Origin of the sequence: Streptomyces brasiliensis (genome assembly GCF_014647875.1) — a bacterium.
Taxonomy (GTDB): Bacteria; Actinomycetota; Actinomycetes; order Streptomycetales; family Streptomycetaceae; genus Streptomyces; species Streptomyces brasiliensis.
The window spans coordinates 83,299-100,305 of record NZ_BMQA01000004.1 but is presented as its reverse complement, the minus strand read 5'-3'; the positions used below and the strand labels follow the sequence as shown (position 1 = coordinate 100,305).

Here is a 17,007-nt window from a genome sequence, read left to right as displayed (position 1 = left end):
GGCGGCCGGGTCAGTCGCGGTGCGCGGGGACCGGCTCCGAGGACGGGAGGCCGTTCACGGACTCGGGCAGGTGGCGGTGCAGTTCGAAGACGTCGCTCAGGCCGGTGGCCCGCAGGACCTGCCGGAAGGAGGCGCTGTCGCTGACCAGCCGCAGCCGCCCGTCGCGGTGCATGACCCGGTTCCGCGCCCGGCACAGGACACCCAGCCCGGCGCAGTCGATGAAGTCGACCGGGCGGAGATCGATCACCAGGTCGGGACGGGACCCGGAGGTCAGCTCGTCGAGACGGGCCGAGAGCTGCCTGGCGGTCAGGAGGTCGATCTCGCCGTGCAGGGTCACGAGGGTTGCTCCGGCGGCGGTGCGTGTCACGGACCGCAGGGGCGTCCTCGTGTGCGATTCGGTCATACGACGAGACAAACCCGGCCCGCGGACGTGCGGAAGGGCCGTTCGGTCCCCTGTTCGCGATCCGGTGGGGTCCGCGCTCCCACCATGACGGCCGTGGGAAGGGCCCCGCGCGGCCGGGCACCGGGGCCGACCGGCCCATGCGGAACCCAGCGGCGCGGGACAAGCTGGACTCGCAGGGCATAACCGGCACCGCTCGGCCGGGCCGCCGTGTCGTCCGGCCGGAGACGCACGACCGAAGTGAAGGTGAGGAACGCCATGAAAGGCTTGGTCTTCCACGGTCCCGGGCAGTCCGCCTGGGAGGACGTCCCCGATCCCGCGGTCAAGGAGCCCACCGACGCGATCGTACGGGTCGACAGCGTCACCATCTGCGGCACGGACCTGCACATCCTCAAGGGCGACGTGCCCGAGGTGCGCCCCGGCACCGTGCTGGGCCACGAGTGCGTCGGTGAGATCGTCGAGGTCGGCAGCGACGTGCGCACCGTACGCCCGGGCGACCGCGTCCTGGTCTCCTGCATCACCGCCTGCGGACGCTGCCGCTACTGCCGGGAGGGGATGTACGGCCAGTGCCGCGGCGGCGGAGGCTGGATCCTCGGCCATCTGATCGACGGCACCCAGGCCGAGTACGTCCGCGTCCCGTACGCCGACCTGTCCGTGTACCCGCTGCCCGGCACCGTCTCGAGCAAGGACGCCGTGCTGCTGGCGGACATCTTCCCGACCTCCTACGAGGTGGGCGTGCTCAACGGGAAGGTGCGTCCCGGCGACACCGTCGCGGTCGTCGGCGCGGGACCCATCGGGCTCGCCGCGATCGCCACGGCCCGCCTGTTCGCACCCGAGCGGATCATCGCCATCGACCTGGCCCCGGCCCGCCTCGAGGCGGCCCGCCGGTTCGGCGCGGACGCGGTGGCGGACGTCCACGAGGCACCTCGGCAACTGGTCACCGACCTCACGGACGGACTCGGCGCGGACGTGGTCATCGAGGCCGTCGGCGTGCCGGACACCTTCGAGCTGTGCACGCGTCTGGTGCGCCCCGGCGGGCACGTGGCCAACGTCGGCGTGCACGGCAAGCCCGCGACCCTGCACCTCGAAGACCTGTGGATCAAGAACGTGACCATCACCACCGGTCTGGTCGACACGTACTCCACGCCCACCCTGCTGCGCATGGCCGCCGCCGGCCGGCTGCCCACGGAGCAGATGGTCACCCACACCTTCCCGCTGGAGCGCATGGAGGAGGCGTACGACGTCTTCGGCCGTGCCTCCGAGACCGGCGCGCTCAAGGTGGTGCTCGGCGGGGAGCAGCACGACCAACTGGCCGTGCGCACGGACTGACGAGAGGCAGGTGACGGGTCATGGCGGAGCCGACACCGGCGAGCGTTCCGGCGCGAGCGCCCGTGGGCGACCTGGGCCGCCGCCTCGCCGCACGGCGTTCACAACTCGGCCTGTCCCTCGAGGAGACGGCCGAGTGTGCCGGCATGGCACCCAGCTACGTCCGGTACCTGGAGGAGCACCCCGGCGCCGCGCCGGGCAGCGGTCCCCTGGTCAGACTGGCCGAGGTCCTGCAGACCACCGTGACCGACCTGACCGGCGGCGCGGTCGACCTGCCCCCGGGCACCGGACGGGCCGGGCGCACTCCCGAGTTCACGGAACTGGACCCTGACGAGTGCCGGTCGCTGCTGTCGGCGCACGGCGTGGGCCGCCTAGCGGTCCCCATGGACTCGGGGCCGGTGATCGTGCCGGTCAACTACGACGTCGTCGACGACGCGATCGTGTTCCGGACCGCAGAGGGCACCACCCCCGCGCTTGCGGACAGCCGCCCGGTCGCCTTCGAGGTCGACCGGATCGACGACGCGTTCAGCCAGGGCTGGAGCGTGCTCGTGCGCGGTCGTGCGCGGACCGTCACCGACCCCGACGAGGAGAGCCGGCTCACGGCACGGGCGTACAGCCTGCCGTGGGCCGGTGGTGAGCGGGACGTGTGGGTGCGGGTCGAGCCGGAGACCGTCACCGGACGCCGGATCACGGTCTGAGACGCCCCGGCCGTGCGGGAGTCGGGCCCTTCTCCGGCGGGGCCGGGACCGATGGCCCCTCGTCCCGTGCTCCGGTCCGCCGGAGGATGGACGGACGTACTTCCGCTGGACCAGGTGAGAGACGAGACGGCTGATGTATCCCAACGACGGATTCCGCGAACTGGACCGGGAGGAGTGCCTGCGGCTGCTGGCCAAGGCGGCCGTCGGCCGCATCGTGCACACGCGGCAGGCCCTGCCCGCCGTCCTCCCGGTCAACTTCGCCCTCGAGGACGACGGCTCGGTACTGCTGCGCACCTCCGCTGCCTCGGAGTTGGTGCGGGCGATCGACGGTTCGGTGGTCGCGTTCGAGGCCGACCAGGTCGACGTCACCACCCAGTCCGGCTGGAGCGTCGTCGTCACGGGCGGGGCCACTGTGGTCACCGACGCCGCCGAGCACGAACGGCTGGTGCGCACCGGCCCGCGCTCCTGGGTGCCCGCGCCGCAGGAGGTCTTCGTCCGTATCGCGCCGGAACTGGTCACCGGCCGCGAACTCGTCGGCGGACGCACGATGTACGGCCTGGACCTCACCTCCTGACCGTTCGTCACCCCTGACCTACCCGCACGCCGAACGGCCCCCGTCCCGGGGGCCGTTCGGCGTGCGGGGAGGGTTCACCCGGCTCCTGCCCCCGGCGCCCGCGGACGGCCAGCATCGTCCTCGGAGGCACCCGGTGCCCCGACCGGGCCGGCTCACGGCGCGGGCGGTGCGGACAGAAGGGAGACAGGGCCATGACCGACCGTCGGGTGGCCGTCGGAGTGGACGGCTCGCTGATCTCCGTACGGGCGTTGGACTGGGCCGCGCAGGAGGCGGTCCGCCGCGGTGCGGCGCTGCGTGTGGTGTACGCCGTGCCCGACCGCGACGAGGCCGCGCCGGTACTGGACGCGGCGGCGGCCCGGGTGCGCGCACGGCACCCGGAGCTGCCGCTGGAGACCGACGCCGTGGAGGGCGGTGTCGTACGGGGCCTGGCCCGCGAGAGCGGGACCGCCGCCCTGACGGTCGTGGGCACCCGGGGCTTCGGCGGCTTCACCGGACCGTTGTTCGGATCGGTGAGCCTGCGGCTGGCCGCGCACGCGCAGGGACCCCTCGCGGTCGTCCGCGGCGAGCACCCGTGCGCCGGCGAGACCTCGGGTGACGGGGTCGTACTGCTCGGGCTGAACGACGACACGGACGAGCGGACGGCCGCCTATGCCTTCGGCGACGCCGAGCGGCGCGGTGCCGCGGTGCGCGTCCTGCGTGCCTGGGTCCGTGGCCGGGCCCGGGCCGTCGAGGCGGCACCACGGGCCTCCCTGGCCCGGCTCCGGGACCTGTATCCCGCCGTGGGACTGGAGACCCGCACGGTCCGCAACGGGCCCGCGCACGCTCTTCTCGACGCCACCCGCGAGGCCGCCGTCGTCGTCATCGGCGCCCATCGCCGCCCGGGCGGTCTCGGCCCGCGGCTGGGCCCCGTCGCCCTCACCCTGGTGCACCGCTCGCACTGCCCGGTGATCGTGGTCCCGGCCCCATGACCCGCCCACGCCGCCGGCCGGGAGCGTTCAGTCGCCGTCCGCCCGGCCGTCGACGCCGGTCAGACGCACCCCGGTGACCAGGTCGGGATGGATGCGGACCGCGTACGCCATGCTGTGCTCCTGCACCCAGGGATGGACCAGCTTCTGGACACGGGCGAGTTCGTCCGGATCGGTGACCAGCCGGGCGTACCCCGTTACCACCACGCTCCAGCCCAGGTGTGTGTCCGGGTCGATGACGTCGGCCTCGTAGGCGACGACCACGCCCGAACCGTCGGCCTGCCGGGCGTGCGAGGTCAGCGCGGCACCCTCGTGGGTGCGGATGATGATGTCACCGTCGTCCAGGACATGGTTGACCGGGCGGATGGTGGGCAGCGCGTGCCGGGTGAAGACGATCCTTCCCAGCGAGACGCTGCCCAGCAGCCGCAGCGCCTCGACGCGGTCGAGGTCGATGCTCCGGGGTGATGGGTCGTCGTTACGGGTCATGGCGGGTTCCGTACGGGTGCGTCGCTCACTCTTCTCTGCATCCGGCTCGTCCGTGTCCGGGAGAGACCGCGAGCGGTCTCAGGGTGATCATTCGACCGCGCCGCACGCCGACCCGCTAGGGCCGTTCGGCCCTGGCGCGGCGTCCGGACGGATCCTTCGGTCGCGGGCCACGGCACATACGAGAACGCGCGCGAGAACGGAGCGACACCGCGGGGGATCGGTGCCGCTCCTGAGTCCAGTGTCTCCCGTGCGGGCCCCGGGATCCAGGGCCGAACGGGCCGCCCTGGGGGCCGTACGGTCCCCAGGGCGGGGCCGGACGTCCCTCACACCTCGCGCGGCGGAACCTTCTCGGCCGCCCGCGCGTCGGCCTCGCCGCCGCGCCACGGCGGCGGCCCGGCCGACCTGCGGGCCGTGCCCGCGCGGTGCGCCACCCGCTCGGCCTGCACGCGCAGCCGGTCCGCCAGCCGGTCGGCGAGCTCGTGCGCGGTGGCCTCCTCGGCGCGGACGAGTACGGCGTGCTTCCCGACGCGGATCTCGGCGCCGGCCGACCACGGCTGTCCGGCGTGGTGCGCCGCGGCCCGGGCGACACGCACCTCGCCGCTGACCTCCCCGAGCCCCGGCCGGGCCAGGGCCGCCTCGACCTTGGCGCGGACATGGGCGAGGTCCTTCTCGCCCACGTCTCCGTCGGCCCGCACCCGAACACTGCTGCCGGCCGCCTCATGAACTGTCATGCGCTGTACCCCTTGTGACGGTCCGTCAAGACAGAAGGGGGGAAGTGTACGGCGCCTGCGCCCCTCGGTTCACCGGCTGTCGCTCGTCCCCGTCCGGGCCAGTGCGGCCCGGCCGGCCTCCAGCCGGGCGACCGGGACCCGGAACGGCGAACAGGACACGTAGTCCAGTCCCGCGCCGTGGAAGAAGTGGACCGAGTCGGGATCGCCGCCGTGCTCGCCGCAGACGCCGATCTTCAGGTCCGGGCGGGCGGCCCGGCCCTCCTCGACGGCGATGCGGACCAGCCGGCCGACGCCGTCGCGGTCGATCGTCTCGAACGGCGAGGTGGCGAACACACCCTTGTCGAGGTAGGCGGAGAAGAACGCGGCCTCGACGTCGTCCCGGGAGAAGCCCCAGGTCGTCTGGGTCAGATCGTTGGTGCCGAAGGAGAAGAACTGGGCCTCGCCGGCGATCCGTCCGGCGGTGAGCGCGGCCCGGGGCAGCTCGATCATCGTGCCGACCGGGCAGTGCACGGCGACGCCGGACTCCTTCGACACCTCGGCCAGCACCCGCTCCACCTCCTCGCGCTCGATGCGTAGTTCCTCGACGGCGCCGACCAGCGGCACCATGATCTCGGCCTCCGGCGAGCCGCCGGCCCGGACGCGCTCCACGACCGCCTCGGCGATCGCCCGCACCTGCATCGCGACCAGCCCCGGCACCACGAGTCCCAGCCGCACACCGCGCAGGCCGAGCATCGGGTTCTCCTCGTGCATCCGGCTCACCGCGTCGAGCAGCTCGACGTCGTGCGGATCGGGTCGACGCCCGGCGGCCTCGGCGGAGGCGACACGGACGGCGAGTTCGGTGCGGTCGGGCAGGAACTCGTGCAGCGGCGGGTCGAGAAGCCGGATGGTGACCGGCAGGCCGTCCATCGCCGCCAGGATCCCGGTGAAGTCCTGCCGCTGCAGCGGCAGCAGCGCCGCCAGCGCCCGGTCCCGTGCGGAGTCCGTGCGGGCCAGGATCATCTCCTCGACCAGCCGGCGCCGCTCGCCCAGGAACATGTGTTCCGTGCGGCACAGCCCGATGCCCTGCGCGCCGAAGCGCCGGGCGCGCGCCGCGTCCTCGGGGGTGTCGGCGTTGGCCCGCACCTCGAGCCGCCGTACCGAGTCGGCCCGGCTCAGGGCGCGGGCGACCGCGGTCACTATGCCGTCCGTCTGCTCGCCGGTCTCCAGGTAACGCATCGCGGCGGACGCCACCAGCGGCACCGCACCCGGGTACACGGCGCCTGCCGAGCCGTCCACCGAGACGGTCGTGCCCTCCTCGACGACGGTGCCGTCGCGAGTGGTGAAGCGCCGGGCCCCGGTGTCGACGGAGAGTTCCTCCGCGCCGCACACGCAGACCTTGCCCATGCCGCGGGCCACCACGGCGGCGTGACTGGTCTTGCCGCCGCGGCTGGTCAGGACCGCCTGGGCGGCGACCATGCCGGGCAGGTCGTCCGGAGTCGTCTCCTGCCGTACGAGGATCACGTCCTCGCCGGCCCCCGCGCGCCGTACGGCCTCGGCGGAGTCGAAGACCACCGCGCCGACCGCCGCGCCCGGCGAGGCCGGAATGCCGTGGGCCAGCGGCTCGCCGGTCGCGGAGGTGTCGAAGCGGGGGAACATCAGCCGCGCGAGCCCCTCCCCGCCGACCCGTGCCAGCGACTCGTCCGGCGTGATCAGGCCCTCCTCGACCAGCTCGGCGGCGATGGCGAACGCGGCCTCGGCGGTGCGCTTGCCGACGCGGGTCTGCAGCATCCACAGCGTCCCGCGCTCGATGGTGAACTCGATGTCGCACAGGTCCCGGTAGTGCCGCTCCAGTGTCTGCGCGTGGTCGCGCAGCCGCCGGTACGACCGCGGGTCGAGCCGTTCGAGTTCGGCGAGCGGTACGGCGTTGCGGATGCCGGCGACGACGTCCTCGCCCTGCGCGTTCGCCAGGTAGTCGCCGTACAGACCGGGGCGCCCCGTGGCGGGGTCGCGGGTGAAGGCGACACCGCTGCCGGAGTCCGCGCCCAGGTTGCCGAACACCATGCGCTGCACCGTGACCGCGGTGCCCAGGTCGTCGGGGATGTGCTCGCGGCGCCGGTACAGACGGGCGCGCTCGCCGTTCCACGAGCGGAACACCGCGAGGATCGCGAGCCGCAGCTGCTCGGCGGGGGACTGCGGGAAGTCCTGGCCCGTCTCGTCCCGGATCACGCGCTTGTAGGTCTCGACCAGGCCTTGGAGATCGGCCGCCTCGAGATGGACGTCGTCCGGGGCCTCGCGGGCCTCCTTGAGCCGGGTGATGGCCTCCTCGAACAGGGCCGCGTCGACGCCCATGACCGTGCTGCCGAACATCTGCAGGAGCCGGCGGTAGGAGTCCCAGGCGAAGCGCTCGCTCCCGGAGACCTTGGCCAGGCCCGGCACCGACGCGTCGGTGAGACCGATGTCCAGGACCGTCTCCATCATGCCGGGCATCGAGAACCGTGCCCCGGAGCGCACGGACAGCAGCAGCGGATCGTCCGGCCGGCCCAGCTCCCGCCCCGCGGCGGTCTCCAGGGCCGTCAGATGCCGGGTCACCTCCTCCGCCATGCCCTGCGGTTCGGCGCCGGTCGCCAGGAACGCCCGGCAGGCCTCCGTGGTCACGGTGAACCCCGGCGGGACGGGCAGCCCCAGCCGGGTCATCTCGGCCAGGTTCGCCCCCTTGCCGCCCAGCAGGTCGGCCATGTCACGGCCGCCGTCCGCGAAGTCGTACACGTAACGAACCATGACGCCGCTCTCCTCGCTACGGGATCCGGTGTGCCTTCAGCGTCGAGCGCGCCGTCGCGCACGGGCAGGTGCCGTACGACCCCTCGGGTGGGCCGGGCGGCTCCGGGGCGTGACGGTCAGCGCACGCCTCGGACATCCAGAATCGTCCAGGAGTGACCGGCCCGCTCTGTGAGCGGCTCGTGGCCCTGGCATGGTCCGGCCGGTACCGGCAGCCACGCGGGTGATGCGGTCGTCGCACGGGCGGACCGGAGGGAACCGGTACCGCCATGGTGCGGCGACCATTACGGTGGCACATGACCGGAACATTCGTGTCCGCGCGTTGAGGGGACCTGGAGGAACGCACGTGGGAAGCCCGGAGGAGGCCCGCGTACGGCTGCCGCAGCTGAGGCTGGACGAGCTGCTGGAGGAGCTGCAGGCCCGCCTCGACGCGGCCCGCGGAACCCGTGACCGGGTCCACAGCCTGCTGGAGGCGGTGCTCTCGGTCGGCCGTGAACTGGACCTGGAGCAGGCCCTGCGCAGCATCGTGGAGGCCGCGGCGGTCCTGGTCGACGCGGAGTACGCCGCCCTCGGCGTGATCGGTCCCGACGGCAAGCGGCTGTCGGCCTTCCACACGGTCGGGGTCGCCGAGGACCTGATCCACCGGATCGGCCCGTTCCCGGAGGGCCACGGCATCCTCGGCGAGCTGATCCGCAACCCCGAGCCGCTGCGCCTGGCGAAGCTCTCCGAGCACCCGGCGTCGTACGGCTTCCCGCCTCACCACCCGCCGATGAACAGCTTCCTCGGCGTCCCGATCCGGGTGCGGGACCAGGTCTTCGGCAATCTGTACCTCACCGAGAAGCGGGGCGGCGGCCAGTTCGACGAGGAGGACGTCTCCGTCACGCTGACGCTGGCGGTGGCGGCCGGTGTCGCGATCGACAACGCCCGGCTGTACGCGGAGTCCCGGCTGCGCGAGCGCTGGCTGCAGGCCAACTCCGAGATCACCCACAGCCTGATGTCCGGCGCCGGGCGCACCGAGGTTCTCGGCCTGATCGCCGAGCGTGCCCGCGAGATCACCGGTGCCGCCCTGGCGGTCGTGGCCATGCCCATGGAGGACACCGGCTCGCTCGAGGTGGAGCTGGCGCTCGGGCAGGAGGCCGAGGCCTTCAGAGGGCTGGTGCTGCCGGTGGACGGCAGCCTGATCGGCGAGGCGTTCTCCGGCGCGCAGGCGGTCACCAGCGCGGACCTCGCCCTCGACGAGCGTTTCCCGGCCGGTCCGCCCCGGTTCGCCGGCCTGGGCCCGGGGGTGGCGGTCCCCGTCGGCACGGGAGAGGGCGGCGTACGCGGTGTCGTCCTGCTCGTGCGGGAGGCCGGCCAGACTCCGTTCGCGGACAAGGAGACCGAGCCGCTCCAGGTCTTCTCGGCGCAGGCGGCCATCGCCATGGAGCTCGCCGAGCGCCGCCAGGACGCGGAGCAGATCGCGGTGCTCAAGGACCGCGACCGGATCGCCCGTGACCTGCACGATCTTGCGATCCAGCGGCTGTTCGCCACCGGGATGACCCTGCAGAGCGCGGGCCGCTTCATCGAGCACGCCGAGGCCTCCGAGCGGGTGCTGCGCGCCGTTGACGACCTGGACGAGACCATCAAGATCATCCGGTCGACGATCTTCGGTCTGCGGGCGCGCGAGGGCACCGCCGGGACCGGACTGCGGGCCCGGGTCGTCCGGGTGGCGGGCGAGGCCGCCTCCGTGCTGGGCTTCGCCCCCAGCGTCCGCATGGAGGGCCTGGTGGACACCGACGTGCCGAAGGAGACCGGCGACCACGTGGTGGCCGTGCTCTCCGAGGCCCTGACCAACATCGCGCGGCACGCCCGTGCCACCCGGGCCGAGGTGGCCCTGATCACGGACGGGCGCGAGCTGCGGCTGTCGGTCACCGACGACGGTGTGGGCATCCCGCCGGACGGCCGCCGCAGCGGGCTGCGCAACATGGCCGAGCGGGCCCAGCAGCTGGGCGGGCGGCTGGAGTTGAGCACTCCCGAGGGCGGCGGGACCAGGCTGGTGTGGTGCGTGCCGGTGAACTCGGAGGACGACGCCGGCGCCGAAAAGAAGGCGTAGACATCGCACGGCGCAGCGGGCGGGGCCGTTCGGCCCATGCGATCAGTGGACTCCTGACCGACTCTGGAGGTGTCGCAGCGGGCACCCGAGCACACTGGAGGCCGCCATGGAGGGCACGCGTTACGTCGTGAGGGATGTGATGACCCGCACCGTCGTCGCGCTGGGTGCCGGTGCGGCCTTCAAGGACATCGTGCGGACCATGCGGCGGTGGAACGTCAGCGCCCTTCCCGTGCTCGACGCCGAGGAGCGCGTCGTCGGCGTCGTCTCCGAGGCCGACCTGCTGCCCAAGGAGGAGTTCCGGGACGGCGATCCCGATCGCTACACCCAGCTGCGGCGGCTGTCCGACCTCGCCAAGGCGGGAGCGGTGACCGCCGAGGAGCTGATGACGGCGCCGGCCGTCACCGTGGACGAGGAAGCCACCCTCGCCCAGGCGGCGCGCCTCATGGCCGTCCACCAGGTCAAGCGGCTCCCCGTGGTCGACGGCGCCGGGGTCCTCAAGGGCCTGGTCAGCCGTTCCGACCTGCTCAAGGTGTTCCTGCGGGACGACGAGGACATCGCCGAGGAGGTGCGCCGGGAGGTCGTGGCACGGCTGTTCGTCCTGCCGGAGGAGCGGGTCGAGGTGACCGTGCGGGACGGTGTCGTGACGCTCACCGGCCGCATCCGTGACACCTCGGTCGCGCCCGTCGCGGCACGGCTGACACGGACCGTCGAGGGCGTGGTGGACGTGGACTGCGCGGTCACGGGCCCGCCCCGCCGACCGGACCTCGACCCCGACCTTCCGGACACGGAGGGAGTCCGGCCCGTCTGAGACATCAAGGCGACCCGTGGCCAGGGAAGGAGGCGTCCACCCATGGCGAGGACACGTCGCACGAAGCAGAGGAAGAGGCCGAGGAAGCCCCGGACGACGGGCTACCGGCTCTGGCGCTGGCGGCAGAACCCGCTGCGGCGGAGCTGTGACGTCGTCGAGGCCTGGATCGTGCTCGTCACCTGGACGGTGACCCTGCTGGGCGGAGTGCTCGCGGGCGCGGTCGCGGCAGGGATGGTGGACCGGTCGCTGGAGGTGCGCCGGGCCGAGGTGCACGCCGTGCCCGCCGTACTGACCGCGAGCGCGGCGCCCGCCCCACCGTCCGCGACCGGATACGACACCGGCAGGTCCTGGGCCACCGTGCGCTGGACGACACGCGACGGCTCGGTCCACACCGACCAGGCTCAGGTGGAACCGGGCACGGCCGCGGGCAGCCGCGTCACGGTGTGGACGAACAGCACGAACCGCATCGTGTCGCCACCGCTGTCACCGATGGAGTCGCAGCTCCAGGCGGCCCTCACGGGAGCCGTCGTGGCACCGGCCGCCGGAGCCCTGGCCTGGGCCGGAGGCCGTCTGATCCGCGCCCGCCTGATCAAGCGACGCCTGGCGGAGTGGGACGAGGAATGGAAGCGCGTCGGCCCGCAGTGGCGCAAACTCAGCGGAGGGCGAGGGTGACCAGGACCAGTGGGACAGCCGGAACCGGCGGGTCGCGCGAGAGGGCGGGAAGGGCTCTATCCGCTTCTCGCGGGTCCTGATTGCGCGGTGCGCGGCCGCTGACCGCTTCCCCGCGTCTCTTCCGGGTCCTTCCCGCCAACACCAGGACACCACGGCAACCGCCTCACCACCAGGGCCGGGCGGATTTCGGCACCACCGGAACCGGGGCACTGCCCGGGGCCGACGCACGTGACACCGGGAGGGCGACGACTTTCGGCTCCGCCTGGGCCCGCCTCATCCTGGAGGACGGCCACACCCTGGCCGTCAGCGGAGGCCTCGGCCGCCCCGGCCACACCCTGCTGTCCGCCCGCGCTCCGGGGAGCATGTACTGGTCCGCTGACGCCCGGTGGGGCCGGAAGGTCCCCGTCCGGGTCCGACCGCCACTGCTGCCGGGCGCCGACCGGTGCGACCGTGGAAACGGAACACCCGACTGCCGGGCCCGGCAACCCGGCGAAAGGCGGTGGGGACGATGACACTCCCCCTGGTCGTGGGCGTCGACGGATCGGACGCGAGCCTGCGGGCGGTCGACTGGGCGGTGGACGAGGCCGCCCGCCACGGCCTGCCCCTCAGACTGGTACACGCCTCGCTCTGGGAACGCTACGAGGGCGGCGTGCCCACGGACAGCCTGGAACGCCCCTCGGAACGCGTGATGGCCGAGCACGTCGTCGGCTCCGCCGCCGAACGCGCCCGCCGCCACGACCCCTCCGTGACGGTGACCACCGCCATCGTCCCCGATGAGGCGGCGGAGGCACTCGTGCGCGAAGGCAACGAGGCCACCGCCCTCGTCACCGGTTCGCGCGGGCGCGGCGGGCTCAGGGGACTGCTCCTCGGATCGGTCGGCCTCGCCGTCGCGGCCCGCGCGCCCTGCCCGGTGATCGTCGTGCGTGGCGACCCCGCGGCCCTGGCGAGCAGCCATGAACGGATCCTGCTCGGCGCCGGGGACGCCACCACCTGCGGCGAGGCCGTGCGGTTCGCGTTCCGGGAGGCAGCGGCCCGCAAGTGCACCCTCGACGCCGTACGGGCCTGGCGCCGCCGCGCGGACGGGAGCGGCGAGGAGTCCGCGCGTCCCGAGGAGCACGCCTCCACCGGCCTCGACGCGCTGCTGCGCGACGCCGTGGCGGACCACCCGGGCGTCCGGGTGCGCCGCGCGACGGTCGAGGGCCACGCCCACGACGTGCTGCTGCGCCGCACGGCCGCCGCCGACCTCGTGATCGTCGGCGCGGGCCGCAGGACGGGGCACTTCGGGCTCCAGGTCGGCCGGGTGGCCCACAAACTGCTGCATCACGCGGACTGCCCCGTGGCGATCGTCCCGCAGCCGGTGTGAACCTCCGCCCACCGGGCACCCGGCGCGGGCCGTCACGGTGAGTTCACCACCGCCGTCGGCGTGGCGCGCCGCCGGTCCGCGCACCGCGGTCAGACTGCTGCGACGCGGCGGCGCACCGCCGTGGCCGACCGCGCAGCATCGCTCGAAGGGGGATCGTGACAGTGACGGGCTGGACCTGGGAGTACGACGGCTACGATCCCGCGGAGGAGCGCCTGCGGGAGTCACTGTGCACCGTCGGCAACGGTTACCTCGCCACACGCGGCGCGCTGCCGGAGTGCGACGCGGACCACGTGCACTACCCGGGCACCTATGTGGCCGGCTGCTACGACCGGCTCACCTCGGAGGTGGCGGGACGCCGGGTCGAGAACGAGGACATGGTCAACCTCCCGAACTGGCTGCCGCTGCGCTTCCGGCTCGACGGACAGGACTGGCTCGGCCCGGACAGCGCCGAGGTGATCGAACACCGGCAGGTGCTCCACCTCGACTCCGGACTGCTGGAACGCCGGACCCGCTACGGCTTCGGCGAAGAACGCGTCCTGTTCGTGCGCCAACAGCGGCTCGTGCACATGGCCGACCCCCATCTCGCCGCGCTGTGCACCGAGTTCACCGCCGAGGGCTTCGCCGACGAACTGCTCGTCGAGGCCGCGCTCGACGGGGGTGTCACCAACTCCGGAGTGGCCCGCTACCGCGATCTGGACGGCCGGCACCTCACCGACGTACGCACCGGCAGCGCCGCGGCGGACACGGTGTGGCTGCGCTGCCGTACCCGCACCTCGGACATCGGGATCGGCATGGCGGCCCGGCTCACCGCCGACGCACCCGTCTCCGACCCGCACGAACCATGGCGGGCCGTGCAGCACATGCGGCTGTCGCTGACGCCCGGCCGTACCGTCGCCGTCGACAAGACCGTCGCCGTGCACACCTCCCGCGACCCCGCGATCGGCGACCCGCTGCGCGCCGCCGTCGACCGGGTGGGCGCCGCCCCCGGATTCGAGGCGCTGACCCAGGCGCACCGCATCGCGTGGGAACAGCTGTGGCGGCGCGCCGAGTTGGACGTGCCCGGTGAGGCGGGCCACATCCTGCGGCTGCACCTCTTCCACGTCCTGCAGACGCTGTCCCCGCACACGGCCGACCTGGACGTCGGTGTGCCGGCGCGCGGGCTGCACGGCGAGGCGTACCGCGGGCACGTCTTCTGGGACGAGCTGTTCGTCCTGCCGTATCTCGACCTGCACTTCCCCGAGGTCTCGCGCGCCCTGCTCCGCTACCGCCACCGGCGCCTCGAGCAGGCCCGTGCGGCGGCCCGCGCGCTCGGCCGGCGCGGCGCGCTGTACCCGTGGCAGAGCGGCAGCGACGGCCGCGAGGAGACGCAGGAGGTGCACGTCAACCCCCGTTCGGGGCGCTGGCTGCCGGACCACTCGCGCCTGCAGCGACACGTCGGCTCGGCGGTCGCGTACAACGTGTGGCGCTACAGCGAGGCGAGCGGCGACGCCGAGTTCCTGCACACCGAGGGCGCCGAGACGCTGCTGGAGATCGCCCGCTTCTGGGCCGACTCGGCCACCTACGACGACCGCCTCGGCCGGCACCGCATCCGGGGCGTGGTCGGTCCGGACGAGTACCACGACGCCTACCCGGGCGCGACCGAGCCCGGCCTCGACGACAACGCCTACACCAACGTCACCGCCGCCTGGGTGCTCTGCCGCGCCCTCGATCTGCTGCGCGTCCTGCCCCAGCCGCGCCGCCGCGAACTCGTCGAGCGCATCGGCCTGGAGCCCGGCGAGCCCGACCGCTGGGAGGAGGTGTCGCGCACCCTCCACGTCCCCTTCCACGGCGACGGCGTCATCAGCCAGTTCGAGGGTTACGACGACCTCCAGGAGCTGGACTGGGACGGCTACCGCAATCGGTACGACGACATCCGCCGCCTCGACCGGATCCTGGAGGCGGAGGGCGACACCGTCAACCGCTACAAGGCGTCCAAGCAGGCGGACGTGCTGATGCTCGGCTACCTCTTCTCACCGGCCGAACTGGACGCCCTCTTCACCAGGTTGGGGTACCGGCTGGACGAGGAGACCTGGCGGCGCACCGTCGACCACTATCTGCGCCGCACCAGCCACGGCTCCACCCTCAGCGGCCTGGTGCACGGCTGGGTCCTCGCGCGCTGCCGGCGTTCGGACGCCTGGATCTTCGTCCAGGAGGCCCTGCGGGGCGACATCGCCGACCTCCAGGGCGGCACCACCGGCGAGGGCATCCACCTCGGCGCGATGGGCGGCACGCTCGACCTCGTGCAGCGCGGGCTGACCGGGCTCGAGACCAGGGAGAAAACGCTGTGGCTCGACCCCGTGCCGCTGCCCGAACTGTCCTCGTACGGCTTCTCGTTCCAGTACCAGGGCCACTGGGGCGTACAGCTGCGCCTGGAGCGCGGACTGCTGGACGTCGTCGTGCCACAGTCCGACCGCCGGCCCATCGACATCCGGCTCCCGGAGCGGGCGGTGTCCGTGCCGCCGGGGGAGACGGTCCGGCTGGTGCTACCGGACTGACACGCGGGGACCCGGCCCCGGTACAACATGAACTTCCCACGCAGGGGGGCCGGTCGGACCCCGGCGTGGACCTGGTAGCCCCTCGCCGTACACCGGCCGCCGTACGACGGTGGAACCGGGAACCTGAACCATCACTGGAGGTGCCGTCATGCTGCCGCCTGTTGTCGCCGGAGTCGACGGATCGTCCGAGAGCCTTTCCGCCGCCGCGTGGGCGGCCCGCGAGGCCGTCCGCAGGGGACGACCGCTGCGTCTCGTGCACGTCTGGAACTGGCACCCGCGCGGGCGGGACGGTGAGATCGCGACCGCCGCCCAGCGGAATCTGGCCCGACGCGTCCTGCGCGCGGCGCAGGAGCATGTTCGCGCCACGTGCCCGGAGGTCCGGATCCACGACGAACAGGTCGAGGGCCCGGCGACCGCCGCACTCCTGAAGGCCGCCGAGGGTGCCGACCTCCTGGTCCTGGGCTCGCGCGGACTGAGCGGCTTCACCGGGTTCCTCGTGGGTTCGGTCGCGCTCGGCGTAGCGTCGAAGGCCGGGCGTCCCGTCGTCCTCGTGCGGGCCGGCGAGGACGCGGCCGACGAGCACCTTCCGGCCGCCGACGGCAGCGCCTCGACGCGCACCGGCTACCGGGACGTGGTCCTGGGCATCGACGTCGGCGACCCCTGCGACGAGGTCATCGAGTTCGCCTTCGAGGCGGCCCGGCTGCGCCACGCGCGGCTGCGGGCCGTGCACGCCTGGCACGTGCCCTGGCCGGTGGGTCTCGGTCCCGGCGAGATCGCCCTGGTGAACGAGCCGCAGCGCGCGGACGAGTGGCTGGGCTTCCTCCAGGCCTTGCTGCAGGTCTGGCGGGACAAGTACCCAGACGTGGAGACGCTGGAGACCGTGGTCGAGGAGAGGGCCACCAACGTGCTGGTGCGCGCCGCGACCGGGGCGAGCCTCCTGGTCGTGGGCCGGCACCTCGCAGAGCGGCCGGCCGGGCCGCGCCTGGGTCCCGTCACGCATGCGGCGATCCACCACGTGGGCTGCCCGGTGGCCGTGGTACCGCACCGGTGAGCGAACGGTCACATGCCGGGGCCTCCGCTTCCTTGTGCGGGTGGCGGAGGCCCCGGTGACATGCCGTGCCCTGCTCCGCCGTCAGCCGCGGATGGGCCCGGCCATCTCCACCACGTCGCGAGCCGCCACTTCGTGCAGCCGGAGGGCGAGGTCCTCCAGTGCGCGGCTGGCGGCCAGTTCGTCACCGATCTCGGGGATCGGCCGGTCCACCGGGTTGCGCCGCGCGGTGCCCGTGCCGGTGACCGTCGACGTGTCGCGGGTGCTCAGGACGGCACGCGCGTGGGTGTTGTTGTCGTCCTCCGTGATGAAGATCTGTACGGTCCACTGCTTGGCTTGCACCGTCATCACCTCCGTGGGCACCCCCCTGCACTTCTCAAGGCTGCGCCCGTTCGCGCCGTCGGTCCAGGGCCGATCGACCCTGTCCGGCCCCACCGCCGTGTTCCGGCCGCCGCCGGTGGGGCCGGATGGCGCGGTTCCGGGCCCCTTCCGGCCCCTGTGGGAGGTGCGGGCACGGGAGCACGGTGGGATCGGTCCGGCCGTGCCGTACGGCCGC

At 73.4% G+C, this 17,007-nt stretch carries 15 protein-coding genes; 10 read left to right on the top strand and 5 right to left on the bottom strand.

Going from position 1 to position 17,007, the window contains the following annotated elements; all coding sequences use genetic code 11:
* Positions 1 to 10: 10 nt before the first annotated feature.
* Positions 11 to 367 (bottom strand): STAS domain-containing protein, encoded by a 357-nt coding sequence (locus tag IEZ19_RS08155; RefSeq protein ID WP_373296936.1) that lies wholly within the window; start codon positions 365 to 367, stop codon positions 11 to 13.
* A gap of 291 nt (positions 368 to 658) precedes the next feature.
* Between IEZ19_RS08155 and IEZ19_RS08150 the strand changes: the two genes are divergently transcribed.
* The 4 genes from IEZ19_RS08150 to IEZ19_RS08135 all read left to right on the top strand — a co-directional run bounded on the left by IEZ19_RS08150 (position 659) and on the right by IEZ19_RS08135 (position 3,966).
* Positions 659 to 1,729, top strand: coding sequence for a zinc-dependent alcohol dehydrogenase family protein (locus IEZ19_RS08150; RefSeq protein ID WP_189310408.1), 1,071 nt, complete (start codon positions 659 to 661; stop codon positions 1,727 to 1,729).
* Positions 1,730 to 1,749: 20 nt separating this feature from the next.
* The gene (locus IEZ19_RS08145) at positions 1,750 to 2,424 is read left to right on the top strand and encodes a helix-turn-helix domain-containing protein (protein WP_189310407.1); all 675 of its coding nucleotides are present in this window, start codon (positions 1,750 to 1,752) and stop codon (positions 2,422 to 2,424) included.
* Between the two features lie 133 nt (positions 2,425 to 2,557).
* A complete protein-coding gene (locus IEZ19_RS08140; protein WP_189310406.1) occupies positions 2,558 to 2,998 on the top strand; it encodes a pyridoxamine 5'-phosphate oxidase family protein in 441 nt (146 codons plus the stop codon).
* 191 nt (positions 2,999 to 3,189) lie between these two features.
* The gene (locus IEZ19_RS08135) at positions 3,190 to 3,966 is read left to right on the top strand and encodes a universal stress protein (RefSeq protein ID WP_189310405.1); all 777 of its coding nucleotides are present in this window, start codon (positions 3,190 to 3,192) and stop codon (positions 3,964 to 3,966) included.
* 27 nt (positions 3,967 to 3,993) lie between these two features.
* Here IEZ19_RS08135 and IEZ19_RS08130 read toward each other — a convergent pair whose 3' ends face one another.
* The 3 genes from IEZ19_RS08130 to ppdK all read right to left on the bottom strand — a co-directional run bounded on the left by IEZ19_RS08130 (position 3,994) and on the right by ppdK (position 7,937).
* Positions 3,994 to 4,449: a pyridoxamine 5'-phosphate oxidase family protein gene (locus IEZ19_RS08130; RefSeq protein WP_189310404.1), complete on the bottom strand. Its 456-nt coding sequence runs from the start codon at positions 4,447 to 4,449 to the stop codon at positions 3,994 to 3,996.
* A 323-nt stretch (positions 4,450 to 4,772) separates the two neighbouring features.
* The gene (locus IEZ19_RS08125) at positions 4,773 to 5,180 is read right to left on the bottom strand and encodes a hypothetical protein (protein ID WP_189310403.1); all 408 of its coding nucleotides are present in this window, start codon (positions 5,178 to 5,180) and stop codon (positions 4,773 to 4,775) included.
* A 69-nt stretch (positions 5,181 to 5,249) separates the two neighbouring features.
* Positions 5,250 to 7,937 carry a pyruvate, phosphate dikinase gene (gene ppdK, locus IEZ19_RS08120; protein WP_189310402.1) on the bottom strand — a complete coding sequence of 896 codons (2,688 nt, stop codon included), beginning with the start codon at positions 7,935 to 7,937 and terminating at the stop codon, positions 5,250 to 5,252.
* Between the two features lie 343 nt (positions 7,938 to 8,280).
* On the opposite strand from ppdK, the gene IEZ19_RS08115 reads away from it, so the two are divergent.
* From IEZ19_RS08115 to IEZ19_RS08090, 6 genes are all read left to right on the top strand, one after another.
* The gene (locus tag IEZ19_RS08115; RefSeq protein ID WP_229840070.1) at positions 8,281 to 10,026 is read left to right on the top strand and encodes a sensor histidine kinase; all 1,746 of its coding nucleotides are present in this window, start codon (positions 8,281 to 8,283) and stop codon (positions 10,024 to 10,026) included.
* 106 nt (positions 10,027 to 10,132) lie between these two features.
* A complete protein-coding gene (locus IEZ19_RS08110; RefSeq protein ID WP_189310400.1) occupies positions 10,133 to 10,834 on the top strand; it encodes a CBS domain-containing protein in 702 nt (233 codons plus the stop codon).
* Between the two features lie 42 nt (positions 10,835 to 10,876).
* Entirely contained in the window at positions 10,877 to 11,506 is a 630-nt protein-coding gene (locus IEZ19_RS08105) for an Rv1733c family protein (RefSeq protein WP_189310399.1), read from the top strand.
* A 508-nt stretch (positions 11,507 to 12,014) separates the two neighbouring features.
* Positions 12,015 to 12,869, top strand: a complete 855-nt coding sequence (locus IEZ19_RS08100) for a universal stress protein (RefSeq protein ID WP_189310398.1) — start codon at positions 12,015 to 12,017, stop codon at positions 12,867 to 12,869.
* A gap of 161 nt (positions 12,870 to 13,030) precedes the next feature.
* Positions 13,031 to 15,403: a glycoside hydrolase family 65 protein gene (locus IEZ19_RS08095; protein ID WP_189310623.1), complete on the top strand. Its 2,373-nt coding sequence runs from the start codon at positions 13,031 to 13,033 to the stop codon at positions 15,401 to 15,403.
* Between the two features lie 148 nt (positions 15,404 to 15,551).
* Positions 15,552 to 16,454: a universal stress protein gene (locus IEZ19_RS08090; RefSeq protein ID WP_189310397.1), complete on the top strand. Its 903-nt coding sequence runs from the start codon at positions 15,552 to 15,554 to the stop codon at positions 16,452 to 16,454.
* A gap of 81 nt (positions 16,455 to 16,535) precedes the next feature.
* On the opposite strand, the gene IEZ19_RS08085 is transcribed toward IEZ19_RS08090, so the two are convergent.
* Positions 16,536 to 16,799, bottom strand: coding sequence for a DUF1876 domain-containing protein (locus IEZ19_RS08085; protein WP_189310396.1), 264 nt, complete (start codon positions 16,797 to 16,799; stop codon positions 16,536 to 16,538).
* Between the last annotated feature and the right edge of the window lie 208 nt (positions 16,800 to 17,007).